Origin of the sequence: Dysgonomonas sp. HDW5A (assembly GCF_011299555.1) — a bacterium.
Lineage (GTDB): Bacteria > Bacteroidota > Bacteroidia > Bacteroidales > Dysgonomonadaceae > Dysgonomonas_A.
Genome location: NZ_CP049857.1, coordinates 3,772,086 through 3,791,593, shown reverse-complemented (window position 1 = coordinate 3,791,593; position 19,508 = coordinate 3,772,086). Strand labels below are relative to the sequence as shown.

The window sequence follows — 19,508 nt, the reverse complement described above, 5'->3', positions numbered from 1 at the left end:
TCACTTTTGTCACTTTTGTAATGTTTTTCATTATTATATTCTAATTATCAACTATTTAATAAAATGACAAAGTTACATAAAATTGACACTATTGTAATGTATTTTGTAATCTCAGTGTAAGGTTTATGTCATTAAAAAAGAATAACTATTTATGTTTTCAATAACTTTATTATAACGAGGAATCATGGGAAATCCAAAAGCATTTTTAACAGTAAAAAGAAAAGAAGCAGGATACCGTCCTCGTCAAGAACGTATCCTCGACTTCGGTGAAGTAGAACAGACATTAAACTCTGAAGACAGGCAACTGCAAGCATCCCGTTGTATGGATTGCGGTATACCTTTCTGCCAATGGGGATGTCCTCTTGGTAATAAAATGCCTGAGTGGCAAGACTATATTTACAAAGGAAATTGGCGTTTGGCGGCAGAAGTGTTGATGCAGACAAATGATTTTCCTGAGTTTACAGGCCGTATTTGCCCTGCTCCCTGCGAAAAAACGTGTGTATTATCATTACATAAAGCTCCGGTTACTATTCGTGAAAATGAAGCATCGGCATTAGAGCATGCTTTTCAGGAAGGTTATATCAAGCCTTTTATTCCCAAAGTAAGAACCGGTAAAAAGGTAGCTGTAATAGGCTCAGGTCCATCAGGATTGGCTGTTGCTAATCAGTTGAATAGAATGGGACATGAAGTTACAGTTTACGAAAAGAACAGCCGTATCGGTGGTTTACTTCGATTTGGTATTCCTGATTTTAAATTGAACAAGAATATCATCGATCGTCGTCTCGATTTGATGGAGGCCGAAGGTGTTAAGTTTGTAACCAATGCCGAAGTAGGGATAGATATCAAAGGGAAAGATCTTGTAAAAGGTAATGATGCTATCTGTGTCGCTATAGGTTCGCAAGTGCCTCGTGATTTGCCTGTTGAAGGTCGCGAACTTAAAGGTGTGTATTATGCTATGGAATATCTGACAATGGAAAACAAATTGGTTGCTAAAGAAGAGGTTCCTGCGGATAAAATCATAAATACAAAAGGTAAGAACGTATTGGTAATTGGTGGAGGTGATACTGGATCGGATTGTATTGGGACAGCCAATCGTCAAAAAGCAGCTAATATCTTGCAGATAGAGATCATGCCTAAACCTCCGACATTGGATGAACTGGAAAACAGTTGGCCTATACCATTTCCCGGAGTAATGAAAACCAGCTCTTCGCATCTTGAAGGTTGCGAACGTCGCTGGTCAATGAACACCAAGCGTTTCATTGGCGAGAATGGAGTATTAACAGGCGTAGAGCTTGTAGAAATAGCATGGGAGAAAGACGATTCTGGCAAAATGGTGATGAAAGAAGTGGGAGAATCTGAGGTTCTAAAAATAGATTATGTTTTCCTTGCATTAGGCTTTATACATCCTATTCAAGATGGGCTTTTGGCTGAACTTGGAGTAAAAGTAGACGATGTTCGTAAGAATGTAGCTACCAACGGAAACCGTTTAACTAATGTTTCGAAAGTATTTGCTGCGGGTGACTGTGTTAGTGGACAATCTTTAGTTGTAACGAGCATTGCATCAGGACGTAGAACTGCTAAGCATATTAATGATTTTTTGAAAGCTAAGTAATTATGCTTTAACTATAAAAGAGAAAGGTTACCTCGTAAGAAGTAACCTTTTTTATTTCAGAACAAAAAAGAGATTCAGGGATCTTATCGTCTTTTTCGAGCCATATCTAATCGCAAGAAAATGAACAGTAATATGGTGAATGCCAATATTGAAGATCCTCCATAACTGAAAAATGGAAGGGGAATTCCTATAACGGGAAGCAACCCTATTACCATACCAACATTTATAGATAGATGAAACAGGAAGATGCACCCTACCCCATAACCATATACACGTCCAAAAGTATTCTTTTGCCTTTCCGCAAGAAAAAAGATCCTCATAATAAGAGATCCCAGACCTAATAATACTAGTACAGATCCAAGGAAGCCTTGTTCCTCTCCTACTGTACAGAATATAAAATCGGTATCTTGTTCGGGTACGTATTTCAGTTTTGTTTGAGTTCCGTTTAAGAACCCTTTACCTAATGCCCCGCCTGACCCTATGGCTATTTTAGATTGATTGACATTATATCCAGCTCCCATTAAGTCATCCTCCATGCCTAAAGAAACTTTGATACGTATTTGCTGATGTGATTGTAAAACGTCTGTAAATACATAATTAACAGAACTTACATATCCAATGCAGCTAATAGCAAAAATAGCCAAAAACAAATACGTTTTAGACCATTCCCTTGCAGCAGTAATCAACAGGTATATAACAATAGCACATATAGCAGTTATTGAGATGATACCCCAATTTATATAGACATCGAAAAGAGAAATTATATAGCAGATACCTCCATAGACAGCAGTACCTAAAAAGATATAAGCAGCAGTTCGATAATCTTTACGGAAATTAACCGTAAGAATAGCAGTTACTATAATAATAAAGAGGATAGAAATACATTCTCCCATAGTGAGAAAACCTAAATCTACATCAGAGTATTTCAAACCTAAAATAAATAAAACGACAGCACAAACTCCCGAGAACAATACCATTCCGGGTAATCCTTCCCTGTATAAAACTAATATGAAAGCTGTAAATACAAGAGCTGAACCTGTCTCTTTTTGTAGCATAATTAGAATCATCGGTAATACTATCATAGTTGATAATATGAGTAGATTCTTTGCTGTCAGCAGTTTAAAATTATAACTATTCATAAAGCGGGCAATAGCCAATGCTACTGCAAATTTGGTAAACTCGGCAGGCTGTAAACGTATAGAATCAGTAATTACAAGCCATGATCGTGAACCCTTTATATCCGGTGCAATAATGATTGTGACAATTAGAAGGGCTATAAAAAAGGCATATATGAAATAAGCTAATATATCATATAAATTACTGTCTAATTTTAGTAGTATGAATCCAACAGCGATGGAGATACCCATCCAAACGAGCTGCATACCCGCACGACCCGATAGATCAAATAAACTAGTTACATGATCATAATCATAGCTTGCTCCATAAATGCTAAGCCACCCTCCAATTATTAAAAAAAAGTATAAGACTAGAATAATCCAGTCTACACTTCCTGTAATATGATCGTCTTCTTTATTAATCATGTATATTTAAATGTATTCTGAGTTTTTATTCCTCAATAATAGGTTCTTCTTCCGAAGAAGAGCTTTGCTGAGTTGCGATATCCGATTTTCTTTGTTCCCAAGTGTTTAAGACATTAGGGAGAATTATGGCATTTGCCATATTGTCTTCTAAATATTTCTCATTAGCAGGTATTTCACCTTTCAAATATTTTTGAATCATCAAACGTGCAATCGGAACAGCAAATCTGGCTCCAAAACCCGCATTTTCAACTAACACGGAAATAGCTACCTGAGGTTTATCCACCGGTGCAAATCCCATAAACCAAGAGTGATCCCTTCCATGTGGATTTTCGGCTGTACCCGTTTTCCCTGCTACTGCAATTTCCGGTAAAAGATTTACTCCTCTACAAGTCCCTCCGGTAACAGCATTGGCCATCCCTTGAGCGATTGTATTGTAATACGTTTCTTTAACCCCTGTATATCGTTTATCAGTGTATGATTTATCCAGTGGCATATCTTGAATTTGCCTAACAACATGAGGTGTATAGAAAAAACCTCTATTTGCTATTGTTGCACCTAGATTAGCAACCTGCAAAGGTGTTGCCAAAATTTCGCCTTGACCTATTGCAATAGAAATGACATTTTGTGCATACCATTTCTCGGTTCTGAAAGCTTTAGTATAAAACTGACTATTAGGTATAAAACCTCTTTTCTCAGAAGGGAGATCTATTCCTAGTTTATAACCAAATCCCATAGATACCAGATAGTCTTTCCATATGTCAAAAGCTTCTCCAATATTAGCATATTTTTTTCTGTTACTGAGCATAGCATTTAAGCCATAACAAAAATAAGAGTTACACGAAGTAGCTATTGCGGGGATTAATGACAGTGGTGATCCATGTGCGTGACATCTAGGTCTGCCGCCACCTGGAGGATATCCTCCGGCACAGGAATAAGCTGTTTCGGGTGTTATAATTCCTTCTTCTAAGAAGATCAATCCTTGAGTTGTTTTGAAAGTGGATCCCGGAGGATACATTCCTTGAGTAGCCCTATTATAAAGAGGTTTTGACGGATTTTGTTCCAGTGTCTTATAGTTATTACCAAACTCACGACCTAACAGAATCGAAGGATCGTAAGTGGGAGAAGTAACTAAACATAATATCTCACCTGTCGAAGGTTCAATCATTACGATACTGCCAATTTTATTTTGCATAAGATATTCACCATATGCTTGTAATTCTATATCTATTGCCAGTTTTAGATTTTTTCCTGAGACTGGATTCACATCATGTTTCCCATTCTCATATTTGCCTTTTATTCTGCCATGAGCATCACGCAAGAGGATCTCGACTCCTTTTTGACCTCTTAATATATTCTCATATGAACTCTCAATACCCGATTTTCCGGCATAGTCTCCTCTCACGTAATAAGGATCATCTGCTAATGCCGCTTTATTCACTTCCGCAACATAGCCAAGTACATGGGCTGCATTTGTGAAGTTATATTGGCGTAAAGCTCTATTCTGAATATAGAATCCCGGGAATTTATATAACTTTTCTTGAAATAAACCATACTCACGAACCGTAAGCTGAGTCATTAGTGTTTGCATGGTATAGGAAGAATAACCGGGGTTAAGTCTTCGGTCTTTTACATCACTAATTCTTTTTTCTAATTGATCTTTTGTTACACCTAAAATATTACAAAAATCGAGTGTATCAAATGGTTCTACTTCACGTGGAATATATACTATGTCATAAGTTGGCTGATTATAAACAAGAAGCCGATCTTGTCTATCAGAAATTGTACCCCTTGCAGGGTATAATGTTTTCTTGAAGAATGCATTACTATCAGCAGAATATTTATACTCATGCTGAATAATTTGCAAATTGAATAATTGGCATATGAGAACAATAACAATTATTGCTGTTATTGCTAAAATGGTATAGTATCTCTTTTCTGAATGCAAGTTATTATCCTTACTCATGCTCTCTTTTTCTTTATTGAAAATCCTTCAATGGCATAAATTAAGATAGATGTAAGAAGAGTAGAACTCAAGACTCTCAATAATATTGTCATAAAATTGAGGTATGAAAATGAGCTTATGGAAATTAACGCTAGGTTATGAATAAAGACAATGACAGTAGTATATTTCATAAATGCCATACCTAAATTGGGAATGCTTGGTATGAAATGCTCAAAGTCCTCTCTTGCAAAAAACAAACCTTGCACCGGACGACGCATAAATGCCGCAAAAACTGCCGCTGCTGCATTCTGACCGGGTGTATTGCAGAATATATCAATCGTAAAGCCTAATAGAAATGCAAGTATCAAAACTAGATTTCGATTAATTCCGATAGGCATTTTTATAATGAAGTATATATATAAGAATGGTGTAGCATATCCCAGAAATGAGATATGATTAAATACCAGTACTTGAAGCAGAACAAGTATGATAAATACAAAAGATTGCTTGAGCCAATTACCTGCCATTCGTTGTAATTTCTTTTTCTAATTGCGTAAGTTCTTCCCGATCGTTATTTTTTATTATCAGGACATCTTTTAATGAACTAAAATCGGTTGATAATCGTACTTTTAAAGTTAAAAAATTATCATCATTTTGGCTTTTTGAATCTTCAATAATACCAATAATAATTCCTTCCGGAAATATACCCGAATAACCACTTGTTATAATAGTATCTCCCACTTCAAACTTTTCAAAACGAGGAAACCCTTCTAAACTTATATACCTATAATCAACTCCATCCCAAGCAAGAGATCCGGGAGTATTGGATCCTTTTACTTTACAACTAAGACTGGTTTTAGGATTTATGACGGGTTGTACTACAGAATAGTTTGGAGAAACAGCTCTGACAATACCGACTATACCTTGTTGGGATATTACTCCCATTTCGGTATGTATACCTTCTTTACTACCCTTATTGATTGTTATATAATTTTCGAGTTGAGATATACTGTTATTGATAACCCGTGAAATTATGAACTCAAAATTTTTAGTAGGAATTGAATCTGTTGCTATAGCCTGTGTCTTTAGACTATCGTTATTTCTGTCGTGTATATAATCTTCCAGAGCTAATAGCTTATTTTGCAAGTCAGCATTTTTCAGGAGTAAATCCTGATTTGTTTCTTTTAGTCCAAAATAAGAAGTTACTTCACCCGAAATAGCATAAACTCTTCCAACAATTTCGTTCGAAGAGTTTAAGTATACACTCCTTTGAAAGGAGTTATATTGAAATATAAAATAAAAACACAGAATTTCGAGTAGTATAAATACAAACCACGAACTGTTTTTTATTAAAAAGGCGATTAAGTTGCGCATGTATACGTATCAGAATGTACACCTTCTGTGTAACGAAAATTAAAATCTAAACAGAAAGTCCGAGATATTTAAGAGCTTCTAAAACTTATCTCATTAAGAAATTAAATTTCTCAATATTATTTAAAGCTATCCCCGTGCCTTTTGCTACAGCATGAAGTGGATCTTCTGCCACATGGAATGGAATGCCTATTTTATCGGAGAAACGCTTGCTTAAGCCTCTCAATAAAGCACCACCACCTGTAACATAGATACCATTTTTTACTATATCAGCATATAGTTCGGGAGGAGTTTGCTCTAAAGCACTTAAAATAGCCGAGTCCATTTTCGAGATAGATTTATCTAGGCAATGAGCCATTTCCTGATATGAAATCGGAATATCCATTGGCAATGAAGTCATTCTATTAGGACCGTGTACTATAAAATCTTCAGGCTCTTCGTTTTCAGGAAGTTCGGTTAAAGCCGATCCTACTGCAATCTTGATGCCTTCTGCTGTACGTTCTCCAACTTTGATGTTGTGTTGACGGCTCATATATTCCTGAATATCTTCAGTTAAATCGTCTCCTGCAATCTTAATTGATTTATTAGAAACAATTCCACCTAGAGATATAACAGCAATTTCTGTTGTTCCACCGCCTATATCAACAATCATGTTTCCTTCAGGGGCTTCAACATCTAATCCGATACCTAAAGCTGCCGCCATTGGTTCGTAAATCATATATACGTCACGTCCTCCGGCGTGTTCCGCAGAGTCACGAATTGCACGAATTTCAACTTCTGTACTTCCTGATGGAATACAAACAACAATTCGCAACGATGGAGAAAACAAACGATTTTTGTTATTAATCATTTTGATCATACCTCTAATCATATGCTCTGCAGCAGTAAAATCTGCAATCACACCATCTCTCAATGGACGGATTGTACGAATATTTTCGTGAGTTTTACCATGCATTTGACGTGCTTTGTCTCCAACGGCTATCACTTTGTCAGTTTTTCGTTCGAGAGCAACTACAGAAGGTTCGTCTACAACGATTTTTCCGTCTTTAATGATGATGGTGTTGGCTGTACCAAGATCCATCGCTATTTCTTGAGTAAAAGAGAATAATCCCATCTTGTTATTTTTCTTTAAACTAATACATTTAATAATTAAGTAATAGCAAATTAAGGTCTCATTCCTTAACTTAATGTTTAAAATGACGGATGCCTGTCATAACCATCGAAATATTGTGTTCATTACAATACTCAATTGACAGATCGTCTTTTACCGAACCTCCAGGCTGTATAACAGCAGTTATCCCACTATTACCGGCAATCTCTACACAATCAGGAAAAGGAAAGAATGCATCAGATGCCATAACAGCTCCTTGCAAACTGAATCCGAATGTATGAGATTTCTCTATAGCCTGTTTCAGAGCATCAACTCTTGACGTTTGACCTGTTCCACTCGCCAATAATTGTTTGTCTTTTACCAAAATAATCGCATTTGATTTAGTATGCTTCACAAGTTTGTTTGCAAATAATAAATCTTCTAGTTCAGTGCCTTCTAATTGACGGCGAGTAACCAAAGTTAAATCTTCTTTATTCTGTATACTAAGATCTCTATCTTGAACTAATACCCCATTTAAAAGAGAACGGAACTGAGTTGTTTCTTGTATTTCTCCCTTTTGTATAAGTATTATACGATTTTTCTTTTGAGTCAATATTTCTAAAGCATCTGCATCATAGGCAGGTGCTATTATAATTTCAAAAAATATAGTATTAATGGCTTCTGCCGCTTCTTTATCAATTTTAGAATTGGAAACGATGATTCCTCCAAAAGCAGATACCGGATCAGCTGCTAATGCTGTATTCCAAGCTTCTAACACCGAACTTTTAGATGCTATACCACAAGCATTATTGTGCTTTAATATAGCTACTGTCGTTTCATTAAACTCGCTGATAAGCGATACTGCAGCATCTATATCCAAAAGATTGTTATACGATATCTCACGACCATGTAACTGTTCGAACAAACTTTCAAAGTCTCCATAGAAAGAACCTTTTTGGTGAGGGTTTTCACCATAACGGAGATGTTTTACTTTATTTTCAGTTTTACGGAATGCAGTACATTCGTCTTTATCCATGTAATTGAAAATGGCAGAGTCATACTCTGAAGATACACCAAATGCTTCTTTTGCAAACCATTTACGATCATCAATATCCGATGATCCTTGTTTGTTATCTAGTAAAGAAGAAAGTGCACTATATTGGCTTTTAGAAGGAACAATGACAACATCTTTAAAATTTTTAGCAGCAGCTCTGATTAATGATATGCCGCCTATATCTATCTTTTCGATAATGTCTTTTTCTTCAGCTCCAGAAGCAACCGTTTCTTGAAAAGGATATAAATCTACAATAACAAGATCTATTTCTGTAATATCATAAGCTTTAGTCTGCTTAATGTCTTCGGGAAGTTCTCTTCTACTTAATATTCCTCCAAAAATTTTGGGATGAAGTGTCTTAACACGCCCCCCTAATATGGATGGATAACCTGTTATATTTTCAACTGCTTGACAAGGAAATCCGAGTGATTCTATAAACTCACGAGTACCTCCCGTTGAAATAAATGAAACTCCTAATGAGTTTAACTTTTTTAGTATTTCATCTAATCCATCTTTATGATAGACAGAGACTAATGCTGTTTTAATTTTTTTAGTAGAAGACATAGAACTAATAGTGTAACTTTTTTTGGTTCACAAAGGTATAAAATCTATCTCATATACTTCAGTTAAGCAATGAAAGATTTTAGAATTTTTACAATCGTTTATAAATAGAATGCTCTTATAGCAAAATGTTGCTATAAGAGCCTAATATATGAAATTGGAAAACTGATGTAACTATTAAAGTTCTTTCACTTCCCAACCTAGAGCACTCGCACCTAATACTGCTGCATCACTTTCTTTAAGTTCCGACATTAGCAGTTTTACTTTATTTTTGAAGATTGGCAACAGATTGTCTTCCATGTGTTTTTTTACAGGGTCAAAAATCAAGCTACCGGCCTTAGTCAGACCACCAAATAGGATAATAGCTTCAGGACTAGAGAATGCTATAAAGTCAGCAAATGCTTCCCCTAAAAGTTGTCCTGTATATTCAAATATTTCTTTCGCTAAAGAATCTCCTTGTTGTGCAGCTTCTGCAACATCTTTAGAAGTTATTTCGTCGATTGCTATATTACGTAACAAACTAGGATCTTGACGTGTCGATAAGAATTCTTTGGCAGTACGAGCTACACCTGTTGCAGATGTGTAAGTCTCAAGACAACCTTTTCTACCACAACCACACATACGTCCGTTTGTGCGACGAATAGTAGTATGTCCAAGTTCACCTGCAAAGCCATCGTGACCATAAACTAATTGTCCGTTAACAACAATCCCGCTACCAACCCCTGTACCAAGTGTGATAACAATGAAATCTTTCATTCCACGTGCAGCACCATAGGTCATTTCTCCAATCGCAGCAGCATTAGCATCATTTGTCAAAGCAACAGGTACTTTGATACGATCAGTCAGCATTTGTGCCAATGGAATCATTCCTTTCCAAGGTAAGTTTGGAGCAAATTCTATACAACCGGTAAAGAAATTACCATTCGGGGCCCCTACACCTACACCTTTAATATTGGCAGGACCACCAACTTGATCCATTACTTCTTGCAAAGCAATAGCTAAATTATTAACATATTCGTTGATTTCTTTATGAACTGCTGTCTTAATAGAGCCTTGAGCTATAATATGACCTCTTTTGTCTACAACTCCAAAGACAGTGTTAGTACCACCGATATCAATACCAATTGCATATGGTTTTTCCATGATAAAACTTAATATATTTAATTCAACAATGACTAGTTTTTCCTTAAGTGTCTACAAATATAAATTATTATTCTTTATAAATAATCATTTAATATTGTAGAATTGTGCATCTTTTGGTCGTGTTTATTCTTTAAAGTATAAACTTAGTACCTTTTTTGCTGCTGCAAACGAACTCATTTGTGAACTTAAAACTTGTTGTTCGCAAACTTTTAACTCCGATTGTACATCTTTATTATTATAAAATCTGGATTTTAGTTGCTCGTTTATTGTTTCATACATCCAGAATTTAGATTGCTCGTTACGTCTATGTGCAAAATATCCATTTTTGACGACAAATTTCATGTAGTCATCCACCATATCCCATATTTCCTTGATCCCATATTCATAGTAACCGGAATATAGCAAGACTTTAGGTTCCCAGCCCGATTCAGGCATCGGAAATAAATGCAATGCATTCTTAAAATGAGCTTGAGCTAATTTTGCTTTATCAACATTATCACCATCCGCTTTATTGATGATGATGCCATCAGCCATTTCCATGATTCCCCGTTTAATACCTTGGAGTTCATCACCTGTTCCGGCGAGTTGTATCAAAAGAAAAAAATCGACCATAGAATGTACAGCAGTTTCGGATTGCCCCACTCCTACTGTTTCTATTATTATTCGATTAAATCCGGCAGCTTCGCAGAGTATAATTATTTCACGAGTCTTACGTGCAACACCACCTAATGAACCTGCTGATGGAGAAGGGCGTATGAATGCATTCTTAGCTACACTTAAACGTTCCATACGGGTTTTATCACCGAGTATGCTTCCTTTGCTTAATTCACTTGATGGGTCTATTGCTAATACAGCCAGTTTAACATTGGTATCTTTCAATAAATGCATACCGAATGCATCTATTGAAGTACTTTTTCCTGCACCGGGAACTCCTGTTAAACCAATTCGAATAGAGTCTCCCGAATGAGGTAAGCATTTTTCGATTATTTCTTGTGCAATTATCTGATGTTCTAATTTCGAACTTTCAACTAAAGTTACGGCTTGGCTAAGTATCGAAATATCACCTTTAAGAATACCATTAACATATTCTTCAACGGTGTATGATTTCTTTTTAAAACGCCTAAAATCTTTCAGATAAGGATTTACTGTTGGCTTATCTGACGTTCCCTCATTTACTTGCAGTGCGTGAAAATGATCGTCGTTTTCAGGATGTTCCATCATTCTTCTTTTTAATCTTTATATCTGTAAAGATATAACAAAAAAGAAAGACTAAATAAGATTCAGTTATAAAACATACTCTTATTTAGTCTTTCGTATAATTTCTCAATCACAAATTATTTGCGAGGTAATACTTCTCCTTTAATAGTTAAAGTATATACATTATCAGGTTCATTTGTAAAAATGGTAATTTTTTTATCAAAGCTTCCGATTCTTCCAATTGTTGAATAAGAAATCTTGATTGTTCCTGTTTTTCCTGGTAATACAGGATCTTTGGTATAAGAAGGAGTTGTACATCCACAGCTAGTTCTTATATCTTGGATAATAATAGGTTTCTTTCCGGTATTTGTAAATTGAAACTCACAGCTAACCGAACCTACTTCCTCTGCTACTTTGCCAAAATCATGTACTAAAGCCGTGAATTTAGCATCGCCATTTTGCTCTTTATTTTGCTGAGCCGATATCAAACCGATACTCAAAACCATTGCCAATAGAATAAAACTAATTTTTTTCATTGTCTTTAACTTTATATTGATGTTTCAAAGTTATAAATAATACAGTAATCATATGTCAATTTAACAATCATTTGTATTTCTTTTTATAAACTTCTGAATATATAGTGTTTCGTACTGTCTCAAAATTCGTTGGAAAATTAAGATCTCTATACGTTATAGTCAGCATTGGAATAGGATCAAACCCCTCTTCATAAGGAGGTTGTTGATATGGAAGATCCCATATTTGAAAGCCTTGCTTTTCATAGAATTTAACACGTCTGCGAGCAAGATCCGAAACTGTTGGTAATTCTATTTCTCCAATCAGAGGAAGTGATGTTTGCTTTATAAGCTCTTGAACTGCTTTTTGTCCATATCCGCCACTCCTTTGTTCGGAGCTAATAGCAAAGTGATCTATAAAAATAAAATCCCCAAGATTCCAATATGTTACAAAGCCAACTTTGGTGTTTTCTTTTGTTTCCAATAAGAACATATTAAATCTGCTTTCGTCTTCCATCAGATGATGCATCTCTAATATGGGTCGTCTTTCGCTACGGGGAAAACTTTCAATATATAGTTTCTCTATAAATTCTAAGTCCGATTTATTATCAAGGGTTACTTTTTTTAAAATCATCTTACTTTCTTATTTAATAAAGATCGCTAAACCTTTTTATTATTATTTTAGTAAGTATTTAGGAGTCAGTAATATTTGTGGAATTTATCATAAATAAACTATATCTCTAAATACTATATTTTCAAAAAATACAAGTTTTCAAGAATGAGATGAAATCATAACCTCTTTCATCGATCCGTCGTCACATTTAATTATTCTGCCATGAAATTTTTGTACTATGGCGTAATTATGTGTTGACATTATTACAGTAGTTCCTTTTTCCGAAATTTCATGCAATAATTTGACGATCTGTGTACCGGTTTCAGGATCTAAGTTTCCGGTTGGTTCATCAGCAAGAATCAAAGCCGGAGAATTAAGCAAAGCTCGTGCTATAACGATACGCTGTTGCTCTCCGCCCGATAATTCATGAGGCATTTTATAACCTTTGTTTTGCATTCCAACTTGAGTTAAAACTTCGCGGATACGATTGTCTATAGCATCCTGACTATCCCATCCTGTAGCTTTCAGAACGAATTCCAGATTTTTTTCTGCAGATCTATCAATTAGTAATTGAAAATCTTGGAACACAATTCCAATTTTTCTTCTCAGGAATGGAATTTGATTCCTTTTAATATCATTTAAGCAATAATCTAGAATATAGCCGGTTCCACCATCTATTAGGACTTCACAGTAGAGACTTTTTAAAAAAGTGCTCTTACCTGATCCTACTTTTCCGATCAGGTATACAAAATCGCCTTCTGATATTTGAAGATTCAAATCTTGTAATATCGAATTACCATCTCGGCTTAGGCCTACTCTTTTATAATCTACGATGACTTCTCCCATGGCTATTACTTTTTATGCCTTTTTTGTAATTCTCTTGATAGGTCTTCAATACTAAGGCCTTTTGAAGTAAGTAATACAATTAAGTGATACAACATATCGGCAGACTCATAAACTAATCTGTCGTCTGTTCCGTTGCACGCTTCAATTACCGATTCTATTGCTTCTTCTCCTACCTTTTGAGCCATTCTATTCACTCCCGATTGAAAAAGTGATGTTGTATAAGATCCCTCCGGCATTTCCTGATGGCGTTTTTCTATAAATCGTTGCAAGTGTTTAAAGAACATAACATCCTCCCGATTCACTTCTTTGAAGCAGGTATCATCACCTGTATGGCAAACGGGACCAACCGGATTTACTTTGATTAATAAAGTATCCTGATCGCAATCTTCCTGAATGCTGATAACGTTTAAAAAATTACCGCTTTCTTCTCCTTTAGTCCAAAGTCTTTGCTTTGTACGGCTATAAAAAGTAACTCGACCAAGTTCTTTAGTTTTATCTAAAGCTTCTTGATTCATATAGCCTAACATTAAGACTTTATTTGTCTCATTATCTTGTATGATAGCTGGTATTAATCCGCCAACTTTATCAAAATCTAAGTTCATAACCATGTTATTAAATTAAGTAAATGAGAGTTATAGTGATGTACTTCGAGGTCATAACAGACCTTATCTCACATTTATCCCCTCATTACGAAGATAGTGTTTTAAATCTTTTATGGCAATTTCGCCAAAATGAAAAACGCTTGCAGCCAATGCTGCATCTGCTTTTCCATCTTTAAAGACATCCGAAAAATGTTGCAGATTTCCTGCTCCACCGGAGGCTATTATGGGGATATTTAATGATTCGGACAAATGGCATAGAGCTTCGTTAGCATAGCCTTGCTTTACTCCATCGTGATTCATACTGGTAAATAAAATTTCGCCTGCTCCTCTATTTTCGACTTCTTTCGCCCATGAGAATAGCTCTTTATCAGTTAAGTTACGTCCTCCACTAGTGTAACACATCCATTGCTTACCATCGAAACGGGCATCAATAGCACAAACACATACCTGAGATCCGAAATTCTTAGCTATTTCATCTATTAAAAATGGATTGCGTATAGCTGTCGAATTAACCGAAACTTTATCAGCTCCGGCACTCAATAGCCTGTCTACATCTTTTAATTCATTGATTCCACCACCAACGGTAAACGGAATACTTATATTTAGAGCGATTCGTTCTACCAATTCGGTAAATGTCTTTCGTCCTTCATGCGAAGCTGTTATATCTAGAAAAACCAATTCGTCGGCTCCCTCTTTACTATATTTGATGCCAAGTTCAACGGGATCACCTGCGTCACGTAAATTGACGAAGTTTATCCCTTTTACTGTAGTGCCGTCTTTAATATCCAAGCAGGGAATTATTCTCTTTGCCAGCATAATTTATTAATTGAATCGAATATAATAAGTAATTGAAAGTATTTAATGATATAGAACCTTATCAACACTTCAAAATTCATAAAGGGCTTAGACCTTTTATGAATTTTGAATTTCAGCAAGTTCTTTCAAAGTTACTTTGTTTTCATAAATAGCTTTACCCATTATGATGGCAGGTATACCTGCTGCTTCTAAATCCAATATATCTTGTTTACATGATACACCACCGCTCGCAATAAGATAAACATCAGGCACTTGATTCATAATTAACTTATACAAATCAATCGCCGGACCGCCTAACATTCCGTCTTTAGTAATATCGGTACAAACCACTTTTTGTACACCATATTGCATATAGTTACGTATGTAAGGAACTACATCCAGACTTGTAGCTTCCTGCCAACCTGAAACAGCTATATGTCGGTTCTTGCTATCAGCTCCTAAGATGATTTTATCACCTCCATATTTTTTGATCCAGGTAACAAATAATTGTCTGTTTTTTGCAGCTACACTACCTCCTGTAACCATGGCTGCACCGGATGCAAATGCAATATCTATGTCTTGTTCGCTTTGAATACCTCCTCCAAAATCAATAATAAGTGAAGTATGTGTTGCTATATCCTCCAATACTTTATTGTTGATTACGCGTTTGGCTTTAGCTCCATCTAAATCAACCAAATGTAGGCGATGAATACCTGCATCTTCAAACATCTTAGCTACCTCAAGTGGATTCTCATTATATATGGTTTTGGCTCCGTAATCTCCTTGGGAGAGACGTACACATTTTCCATCAATAATGTCTATAGCCGGAATTATTTCTATCATAATTTTAAGAAATTGGTTAGTATATATTCGCCTACACTACCACTTTTTTCTGGGTGGAACTGCGTAGCATAAAAATTCTCAGTATGAAGTGCTGCACTAAAGGGCAAAATATAGTCGGTAGTGGCAGCCGTATTAGAATTGATCGGTACGTAATAGCTATGAACAAAATAAACGTACTGATTTTCTAAGGAAGTATCAAAAAGTGGATTTTTTACATCAGTAATGGTATTCCACCCCATATGTGGTATTTTATCCTCATGTTTTTGAGAAATAAAACGTTTTACATCAACATCAAATATATTCAAACAATCGGCATTTCCCTCTTCGGAATGTTTACACATCAATTGCATACCTAAACAAATGCCCAATACGGGTTGTTTGAGGTCTTTAATTACCTTATCAAGCCCCGTACTTCTAAGATAGTTCATGGTAGTACTGGCTTCTCCTACACCGGGAAATATAACTTTATCGGCTTTTCTGATAAGTTCTATATCGTCTGTAACTATGGCATCTACATTTAAACGTTTCATAGCTGAATCGACCGAAAAAATGTTACCTGCGTTATATTTAATAATTACTATTCCCATTTTAATTGCTAGAGAGTTTTAAACCTGTAATGCCGATAATAATCATCAGAATGAATATTATTTTCAAAAAGCTTTTCGATTCTTTAAAAAAGAACATGCCAATAATAACACTGCCTACTGCACCTATGCCTGACCAAACAGCATACCCGGTTCCAATAGGAATAGTTTTTAACGCATGAGATAATGAGTAGAAACTGACCGCCATAAAGGCTACAGTTAATATTGAATATTTAAGTTTTCTGAAGCCGTCAGATAGCTTCATCATTGTAACGAAACCGATTTCGCAAACACCTCCTATCAAGAGGAATATCCATGGAATCATAATTCTTCTTTTATATTTTCTTTTTTATCCTCTTTCACCAGCTTTAGACCGATGATGCCGAATATTAAGATTATTAATGAACAAATTTTCAAGAAATCAGTTCCCTCATTCAAGAAAAGTATACCTATTACAGCGGTACCTGCTGCTCCTATTCCGGTAAAAACCGCATAAGCTGTTCCAATAGGAATTTTACGCATAGCATGTGCAAAAAGGTAAAAGCTAACGAACATAAAACCCAGAGTTATTAAACTCCACTTTAAATCAGTAAAGCCATGTGCTGCTTTTAAGCCATATGCCCAAACTATTTCGGAAATTCCTGCTAATATGAGATATAACCAAGCCATATTTATTTTTCGATTAAAAGGTCATCAATTACTTTTACCATTTCTTTGAACTCTTCAGGATCATATAGGCGGGTGAGCATAACTATCCTACCGTCTTTTCCTATAATTACATTACGCGTAATACCTGCATCTTTTTCAGCATAAAGCTCAAAAATAGCAGCTTTGGGGTCTAATCCGATAGGATAAGTAACTCCTGTTTTTTTCGCGAATGATAGTATTGTTTCAATGGGTTCGTCTCGATCAATTCCGAATAAAGCAAAATCAGAATTATTCTTATGTCTTTGCCAGATATCCGATTCGATAAATGGCATTTCTTTTCTGCATACTCCACACCAGCTAGCAGTAAATTGAAGCATCACAACTTTACCCCGAAGATCCGAGAGTTTCATTGTTGTGCCATCTGCTACTGCCATTTCAAAGTCGGGAGTCATATCTCCTACTTTTACAAGATATTTACGGTCATCATCCTGAGCATATATATTCAAAGATATCAAAGTTACGATAAATGTCAAAAAAATGGTCTTCATTATATAGGTTTTTTTCTTAAGTAATTTTTATATTGAAATGCAATAGGTAAAGCTGTTAGCGAACCTAATGCATCTGCTAGAAAATCGTACCAATCCCCTGCTCTTGGAGGGAAAAAATAATGTTGCAATACTTCAATCAATCCACCATAGAATATAGGAAGTAAAAATGCAACGATCAGTAGTTTGCGGGTATTCACAAAACCTCTTTCTCCATGTATATAATTTATTGCCGTTGCTCCGGACAAACCAAGATACATACAAAAATGGACTATCTTATCCATAGGTATGAAAAAATCAAATGATACCTCAGGGATATCATTTGCCGGAATAAAGCAACACAAGTATAAAATAACAAGCGAAATAATGATAGGTACAATTGAATACCTAATTAACGAATATGACATAATCTTTTACCTGTTTCGTATACAAAGGTGCTATAAATTATCGACATTTGCATATAAAATGTAACAGTTTTAACTCGAATAAGTCGTAATTTTGTCAAAAATAAAAGAGAGTTGTAAGCTCCGGATTAAAATGTAATTAAATAATATGTCATCGGACGATAGTAATCAGCCCCTCAATATATCACCCAAGTTACCGTGGTTAGCGGCTATGGCTATGTTTATGCAATCACTAGACGCAACTATTTTAAACACAGCTTTGCCTACTATAGCTAAAGATTTAAATCATTCACCATTATCTATGCAGGCGGTTGTAGTCAGCTATGCTTTGACTCTGGCATTGCTGATTCCTGTGAGTGGATGGCTATCGGACAAGTATGGTACAAAACGAATTTTCAGTATTGCTGTCTTTCTATTTACCTTGGGTTCGTTATCGTGTGCACTGTCTACCACTTATTCCTTTTTAGTATATTCTCGTATATTACAAGCTATTGGAGGTTCTATGATGGTACCTGTGTCGCGCTTAGCACTTCTATATGCTTATCCAAAGAGTAAATTGTTAAGTGTAATGAATTTTGTTACCATGCCGGGGTTAGTGGGGCCTCTTATTGGACCATTGCTTGGTGGCTGGATTGTTGATGTATCGACATGGCATTGGATATTTTTGATTAATATTCCTATAGGAGTGGTTGGATTGTTTTTCGCACAATATGTAATGCCTAATTTCACTCGGGGAGGTAAAAATTTTGATATTATAGGTTTTGTTTTATTCTCATCGGCAATTATTGGCTTATCATTATTCCTTGAAATTGGAGAAGACAGCTCCATATCCTGGTGGCTGATATTGGGTATATTAGGTTTGGCTGTACTGTTCGGAGGGCTATATATCTTATATGCAAGAAAAGTTAATTACCCGTTGATAAATTTAAATTTATTCTCTATACGAACTCTCAGGATAGGTTTGTTGGGTAATCTGCTTACGCGTTTGGGGATTGGCAGTGTTCCGTTTCTTCTCCCTCAGATGTTACAGATTGCATTTCTTCATACATCCACAGAATCGGGTCTGATTATGATGGTGTCAGCTATCTCTACTATTATAGCTAAATCTCAGGTCGTTCGCCTTGTGCATCGATTTGGATACAAAAATATATTGATTGTAAATACAATTATACTGGGGTTTGTTATTGCTATGTTTGCTTTACCTGATAAGACCACCCCACTCTATTTATTGATTCCTATACTTGTAATGTATGGAGGAGTAAATTCGATACAAATGTCGTCTATGAATACTATTTCATTAGCCGACTTAACTCCGGATGTTGCCAGTGGAGGAAATAGTTTATTGGCAATTACACAGCAATTATCAATGAGCTTTGGAGTATCGGTAGGTGCTTTAATTTTACGTACAACAGAATCTTCAAATTGGTTAACAGGCGGAGATATTGAATCTTCATTCAGATATACATTCCTCATATTGGGAGTAATAACGTTACTGGCATCAGGTGTTTTTAGCCAATTAAAGAGCAATGATGGAGAACAAATGTCGGGACACAAATAAAATCTGATATTTTATCGGTGATCACATTAAGAATATAAAAACGGGGG

21 protein-coding genes are annotated in these 19,508 nt (G+C 35.6%); 2 read left to right on the top strand and 19 right to left on the bottom strand.

Annotated features, from left to right (window positions below; genetic code table 11):
* Positions 1-184: 184 nt before the first annotated feature.
* Positions 185-1,612, top strand: coding sequence for a glutamate synthase subunit beta (locus G7050_RS15590; protein ID WP_166117114.1), 1,428 nt, complete (start codon positions 185-187; stop codon positions 1,610-1,612).
* Between the two features lie 83 nt (positions 1,613-1,695).
* Here G7050_RS15590 and rodA read toward each other — a convergent pair whose 3' ends face one another.
* From rodA to G7050_RS15495, 19 genes are all read right to left on the bottom strand, one after another.
* Positions 1,696-3,150, bottom strand: a complete 1,455-nt coding sequence (gene rodA / locus G7050_RS15585) for a rod shape-determining protein RodA (protein ID WP_370521988.1) — start codon at positions 3,148-3,150, stop codon at positions 1,696-1,698.
* Between the two features lie 28 nt (positions 3,151-3,178).
* The gene (gene mrdA, locus G7050_RS15580; RefSeq protein WP_166117110.1) at positions 3,179-5,116 is read right to left on the bottom strand and encodes a penicillin-binding protein 2; all 1,938 of its coding nucleotides are present in this window, start codon (positions 5,114-5,116) and stop codon (positions 3,179-3,181) included.
* On the bottom strand, positions 5,113-5,622 hold the full coding sequence (gene mreD, locus G7050_RS15575) for a rod shape-determining protein MreD (protein ID WP_166117108.1): 510 nt from the start codon (positions 5,620-5,622) through the stop codon (positions 5,113-5,115). Before mreD ends, mrdA begins: the two co-directional genes overlap by 4 nt.
* Complete coding sequence (mreC, locus tag G7050_RS15570; RefSeq protein ID WP_166117105.1) at positions 5,612-6,469, bottom strand: rod shape-determining protein MreC; 858 nt, start codon at positions 6,467-6,469, stop codon at positions 5,612-5,614. Before mreC ends, mreD begins: the two co-directional genes overlap by 11 nt.
* An 85-nt stretch (positions 6,470-6,554) precedes the next feature.
* Complete coding sequence (locus G7050_RS15565) at positions 6,555-7,580, bottom strand: rod shape-determining protein (protein WP_166117103.1); 1,026 nt, start codon at positions 7,578-7,580, stop codon at positions 6,555-6,557.
* A gap of 70 nt (positions 7,581-7,650) precedes the next feature.
* Positions 7,651-9,174 carry a bifunctional phosphoribosylaminoimidazolecarboxamide formyltransferase/IMP cyclohydrolase gene (purH, locus tag G7050_RS15560; protein ID WP_166117101.1) on the bottom strand — a complete coding sequence of 508 codons (1,524 nt, stop codon included), beginning with the start codon at positions 9,172-9,174 and terminating at the stop codon, positions 7,651-7,653.
* Between the two features lie 174 nt (positions 9,175-9,348).
* The gene (locus G7050_RS15555; protein ID WP_166117099.1) at positions 9,349-10,314 is read right to left on the bottom strand and encodes an ROK family protein; all 966 of its coding nucleotides are present in this window, start codon (positions 10,312-10,314) and stop codon (positions 9,349-9,351) included.
* A 123-nt stretch (positions 10,315-10,437) separates the two neighbouring features.
* Complete coding sequence (gene meaB / locus G7050_RS15550; RefSeq protein ID WP_166117750.1) at positions 10,438-11,532, bottom strand: methylmalonyl Co-A mutase-associated GTPase MeaB; 1,095 nt, start codon at positions 11,530-11,532, stop codon at positions 10,438-10,440.
* Positions 11,533-11,648: 116 nt separating this feature from the next.
* Positions 11,649-12,047, bottom strand: a complete 399-nt coding sequence (locus tag G7050_RS15545) for a DUF1573 domain-containing protein (protein ID WP_166117097.1) — start codon at positions 12,045-12,047, stop codon at positions 11,649-11,651.
* A 67-nt stretch (positions 12,048-12,114) separates the two neighbouring features.
* Positions 12,115-12,657, bottom strand: a complete 543-nt coding sequence (locus tag G7050_RS15540) for a GNAT family N-acetyltransferase (protein WP_166117095.1) — start codon at positions 12,655-12,657, stop codon at positions 12,115-12,117.
* Between the two features lie 138 nt (positions 12,658-12,795).
* Positions 12,796-13,482 carry a cell division ATP-binding protein FtsE gene (locus G7050_RS15535; RefSeq protein WP_166117093.1) on the bottom strand — a complete coding sequence of 229 codons (687 nt, stop codon included), beginning with the start codon at positions 13,480-13,482 and terminating at the stop codon, positions 12,796-12,798.
* Between the two features lie 5 nt (positions 13,483-13,487).
* Complete coding sequence (hisIE, locus tag G7050_RS15530) at positions 13,488-14,084, bottom strand: bifunctional phosphoribosyl-AMP cyclohydrolase/phosphoribosyl-ATP diphosphatase HisIE (RefSeq protein ID WP_166117091.1); 597 nt, start codon at positions 14,082-14,084, stop codon at positions 13,488-13,490.
* A gap of 63 nt (positions 14,085-14,147) precedes the next feature.
* Positions 14,148-14,900 (bottom strand): imidazole glycerol phosphate synthase subunit HisF, encoded by a 753-nt coding sequence (gene hisF, locus G7050_RS15525; RefSeq protein ID WP_166117089.1) that lies wholly within the window; start codon positions 14,898-14,900, stop codon positions 14,148-14,150.
* 96 nt (positions 14,901-14,996) lie between these two features.
* Positions 14,997-15,722, bottom strand: a complete 726-nt coding sequence (gene hisA, locus G7050_RS15520) for a 1-(5-phosphoribosyl)-5-[(5-phosphoribosylamino)methylideneamino]imidazole-4-carboxamide isomerase (protein WP_166117087.1) — start codon at positions 15,720-15,722, stop codon at positions 14,997-14,999.
* A complete protein-coding gene (hisH, locus tag G7050_RS15515; protein ID WP_166117085.1) occupies positions 15,719-16,309 on the bottom strand; it encodes an imidazole glycerol phosphate synthase subunit HisH in 591 nt (196 codons plus the stop codon). The genes hisA and hisH overlap by 4 nt, the downstream gene beginning before the upstream one ends.
* 1 nt (position 16,310) lies before the next feature.
* Entirely contained in the window at positions 16,311-16,631 is a 321-nt protein-coding gene (locus G7050_RS15510) for a multidrug efflux SMR transporter (RefSeq protein WP_304487105.1), read from the bottom strand.
* Positions 16,628-16,975, bottom strand: coding sequence for a multidrug efflux SMR transporter (locus tag G7050_RS15505; RefSeq protein WP_166117083.1), 348 nt, complete (start codon positions 16,973-16,975; stop codon positions 16,628-16,630). Before G7050_RS15505 ends, G7050_RS15510 begins: the two co-directional genes overlap by 4 nt.
* Positions 16,976-16,977: 2 nt before the next feature.
* A complete protein-coding gene (locus tag G7050_RS15500; RefSeq protein ID WP_166117081.1) occupies positions 16,978-17,502 on the bottom strand; it encodes a TlpA disulfide reductase family protein in 525 nt (174 codons plus the stop codon).
* The gene (locus tag G7050_RS15495; protein WP_166117079.1) at positions 17,502-17,906 is read right to left on the bottom strand and encodes a VanZ family protein; all 405 of its coding nucleotides are present in this window, start codon (positions 17,904-17,906) and stop codon (positions 17,502-17,504) included. Before G7050_RS15495 ends, G7050_RS15500 begins: the two co-directional genes overlap by 1 nt.
* 145 nt (positions 17,907-18,051) lie before the next feature.
* On the opposite strand from G7050_RS15495, the gene G7050_RS15490 reads away from it, so the two are divergent.
* Entirely contained in the window at positions 18,052-19,461 is a 1,410-nt protein-coding gene (locus tag G7050_RS15490; protein ID WP_166117077.1) for a DHA2 family efflux MFS transporter permease subunit, read from the top strand.
* Positions 19,462-19,508 lie beyond the last annotated feature (47 nt).

What these genes read in the sequence shown, in the direction of transcription:
- G7050_RS15590 (WP_166117114.1), top strand. Translation starts at nt 185, where the DNA reads ATGGGAAATCCAAAAGCATTTTTAACAGTAAAAAGAAAAGAAGCAGGA.
- mrdA (WP_166117110.1), bottom strand. Translation starts at nt 5,116, where the DNA reads ATGAGTAAGGATAATAACTTGCATTCAGAAAAGAGATACTATACCATT.
- mreD (WP_166117108.1), bottom strand. Translation starts at nt 5,622, where the DNA reads ATGGCAGGTAATTGGCTCAAGCAATCTTTTGTATTTATCATACTTGTT.
- mreC (WP_166117105.1), bottom strand. Translation starts at nt 6,469, where the DNA reads ATGCGCAACTTAATCGCCTTTTTAATAAAAAACAGTTCGTGGTTTGTA.
- G7050_RS15565 (WP_166117103.1), bottom strand. Translation starts at nt 7,580, where the DNA reads ATGGGATTATTCTCTTTTACTCAAGAAATAGCGATGGATCTTGGTACA.
- purH (WP_166117101.1), bottom strand. Translation starts at nt 9,174, where the DNA reads ATGTCTTCTACTAAAAAAATTAAAACAGCATTAGTCTCTGTCTATCAT.
- G7050_RS15555 (WP_166117099.1), bottom strand. Translation starts at nt 10,314, where the DNA reads ATGGAAAAACCATATGCAATTGGTATTGATATCGGTGGTACTAACACT.
- meaB (WP_166117750.1), bottom strand. Translation starts at nt 11,532, where the DNA reads ATGGAACATCCTGAAAACGACGATCATTTTCACGCACTGCAAGTAAAT.
- G7050_RS15545 (WP_166117097.1), bottom strand. Translation starts at nt 12,047, where the DNA reads ATGAAAAAAATTAGTTTTATTCTATTGGCAATGGTTTTGAGTATCGGT.
- G7050_RS15540 (WP_166117095.1), bottom strand. Translation starts at nt 12,657, where the DNA reads ATGATTTTAAAAAAAGTAACCCTTGATAATAAATCGGACTTAGAATTT.
- G7050_RS15535 (WP_166117093.1), bottom strand. Translation starts at nt 13,482, where the DNA reads ATGGGAGAAGTCATCGTAGATTATAAAAGAGTAGGCCTAAGCCGAGAT.
- hisIE (WP_166117091.1), bottom strand. Translation starts at nt 14,084, where the DNA reads ATGAACTTAGATTTTGATAAAGTTGGCGGATTAATACCAGCTATCATA.
- hisF (WP_166117089.1), bottom strand. Translation starts at nt 14,900, where the DNA reads ATGCTGGCAAAGAGAATAATTCCCTGCTTGGATATTAAAGACGGCACT.
- hisA (WP_166117087.1), bottom strand. Translation starts at nt 15,722, where the DNA reads ATGATAGAAATAATTCCGGCTATAGACATTATTGATGGAAAATGTGTA.
- hisH (WP_166117085.1), bottom strand. Translation starts at nt 16,309, where the DNA reads ATGGGAATAGTAATTATTAAATATAACGCAGGTAACATTTTTTCGGTC.
- G7050_RS15510 (WP_304487105.1), bottom strand. Translation starts at nt 16,631, where the DNA reads ATGATTCCATGGATATTCCTCTTGATAGGAGGTGTTTGCGAAATCGGT.
- G7050_RS15505 (WP_166117083.1), bottom strand. Translation starts at nt 16,975, where the DNA reads ATGGCTTGGTTATATCTCATATTAGCAGGAATTTCCGAAATAGTTTGG.
- G7050_RS15500 (WP_166117081.1), bottom strand. Translation starts at nt 17,502, where the DNA reads ATGAAGACCATTTTTTTGACATTTATCGTAACTTTGATATCTTTGAAT.
- G7050_RS15495 (WP_166117079.1), bottom strand. Translation starts at nt 17,906, where the DNA reads ATGTCATATTCGTTAATTAGGTATTCAATTGTACCTATCATTATTTCG.
- G7050_RS15490 (WP_166117077.1), top strand. Translation starts at nt 18,052, where the DNA reads ATGTCATCGGACGATAGTAATCAGCCCCTCAATATATCACCCAAGTTA.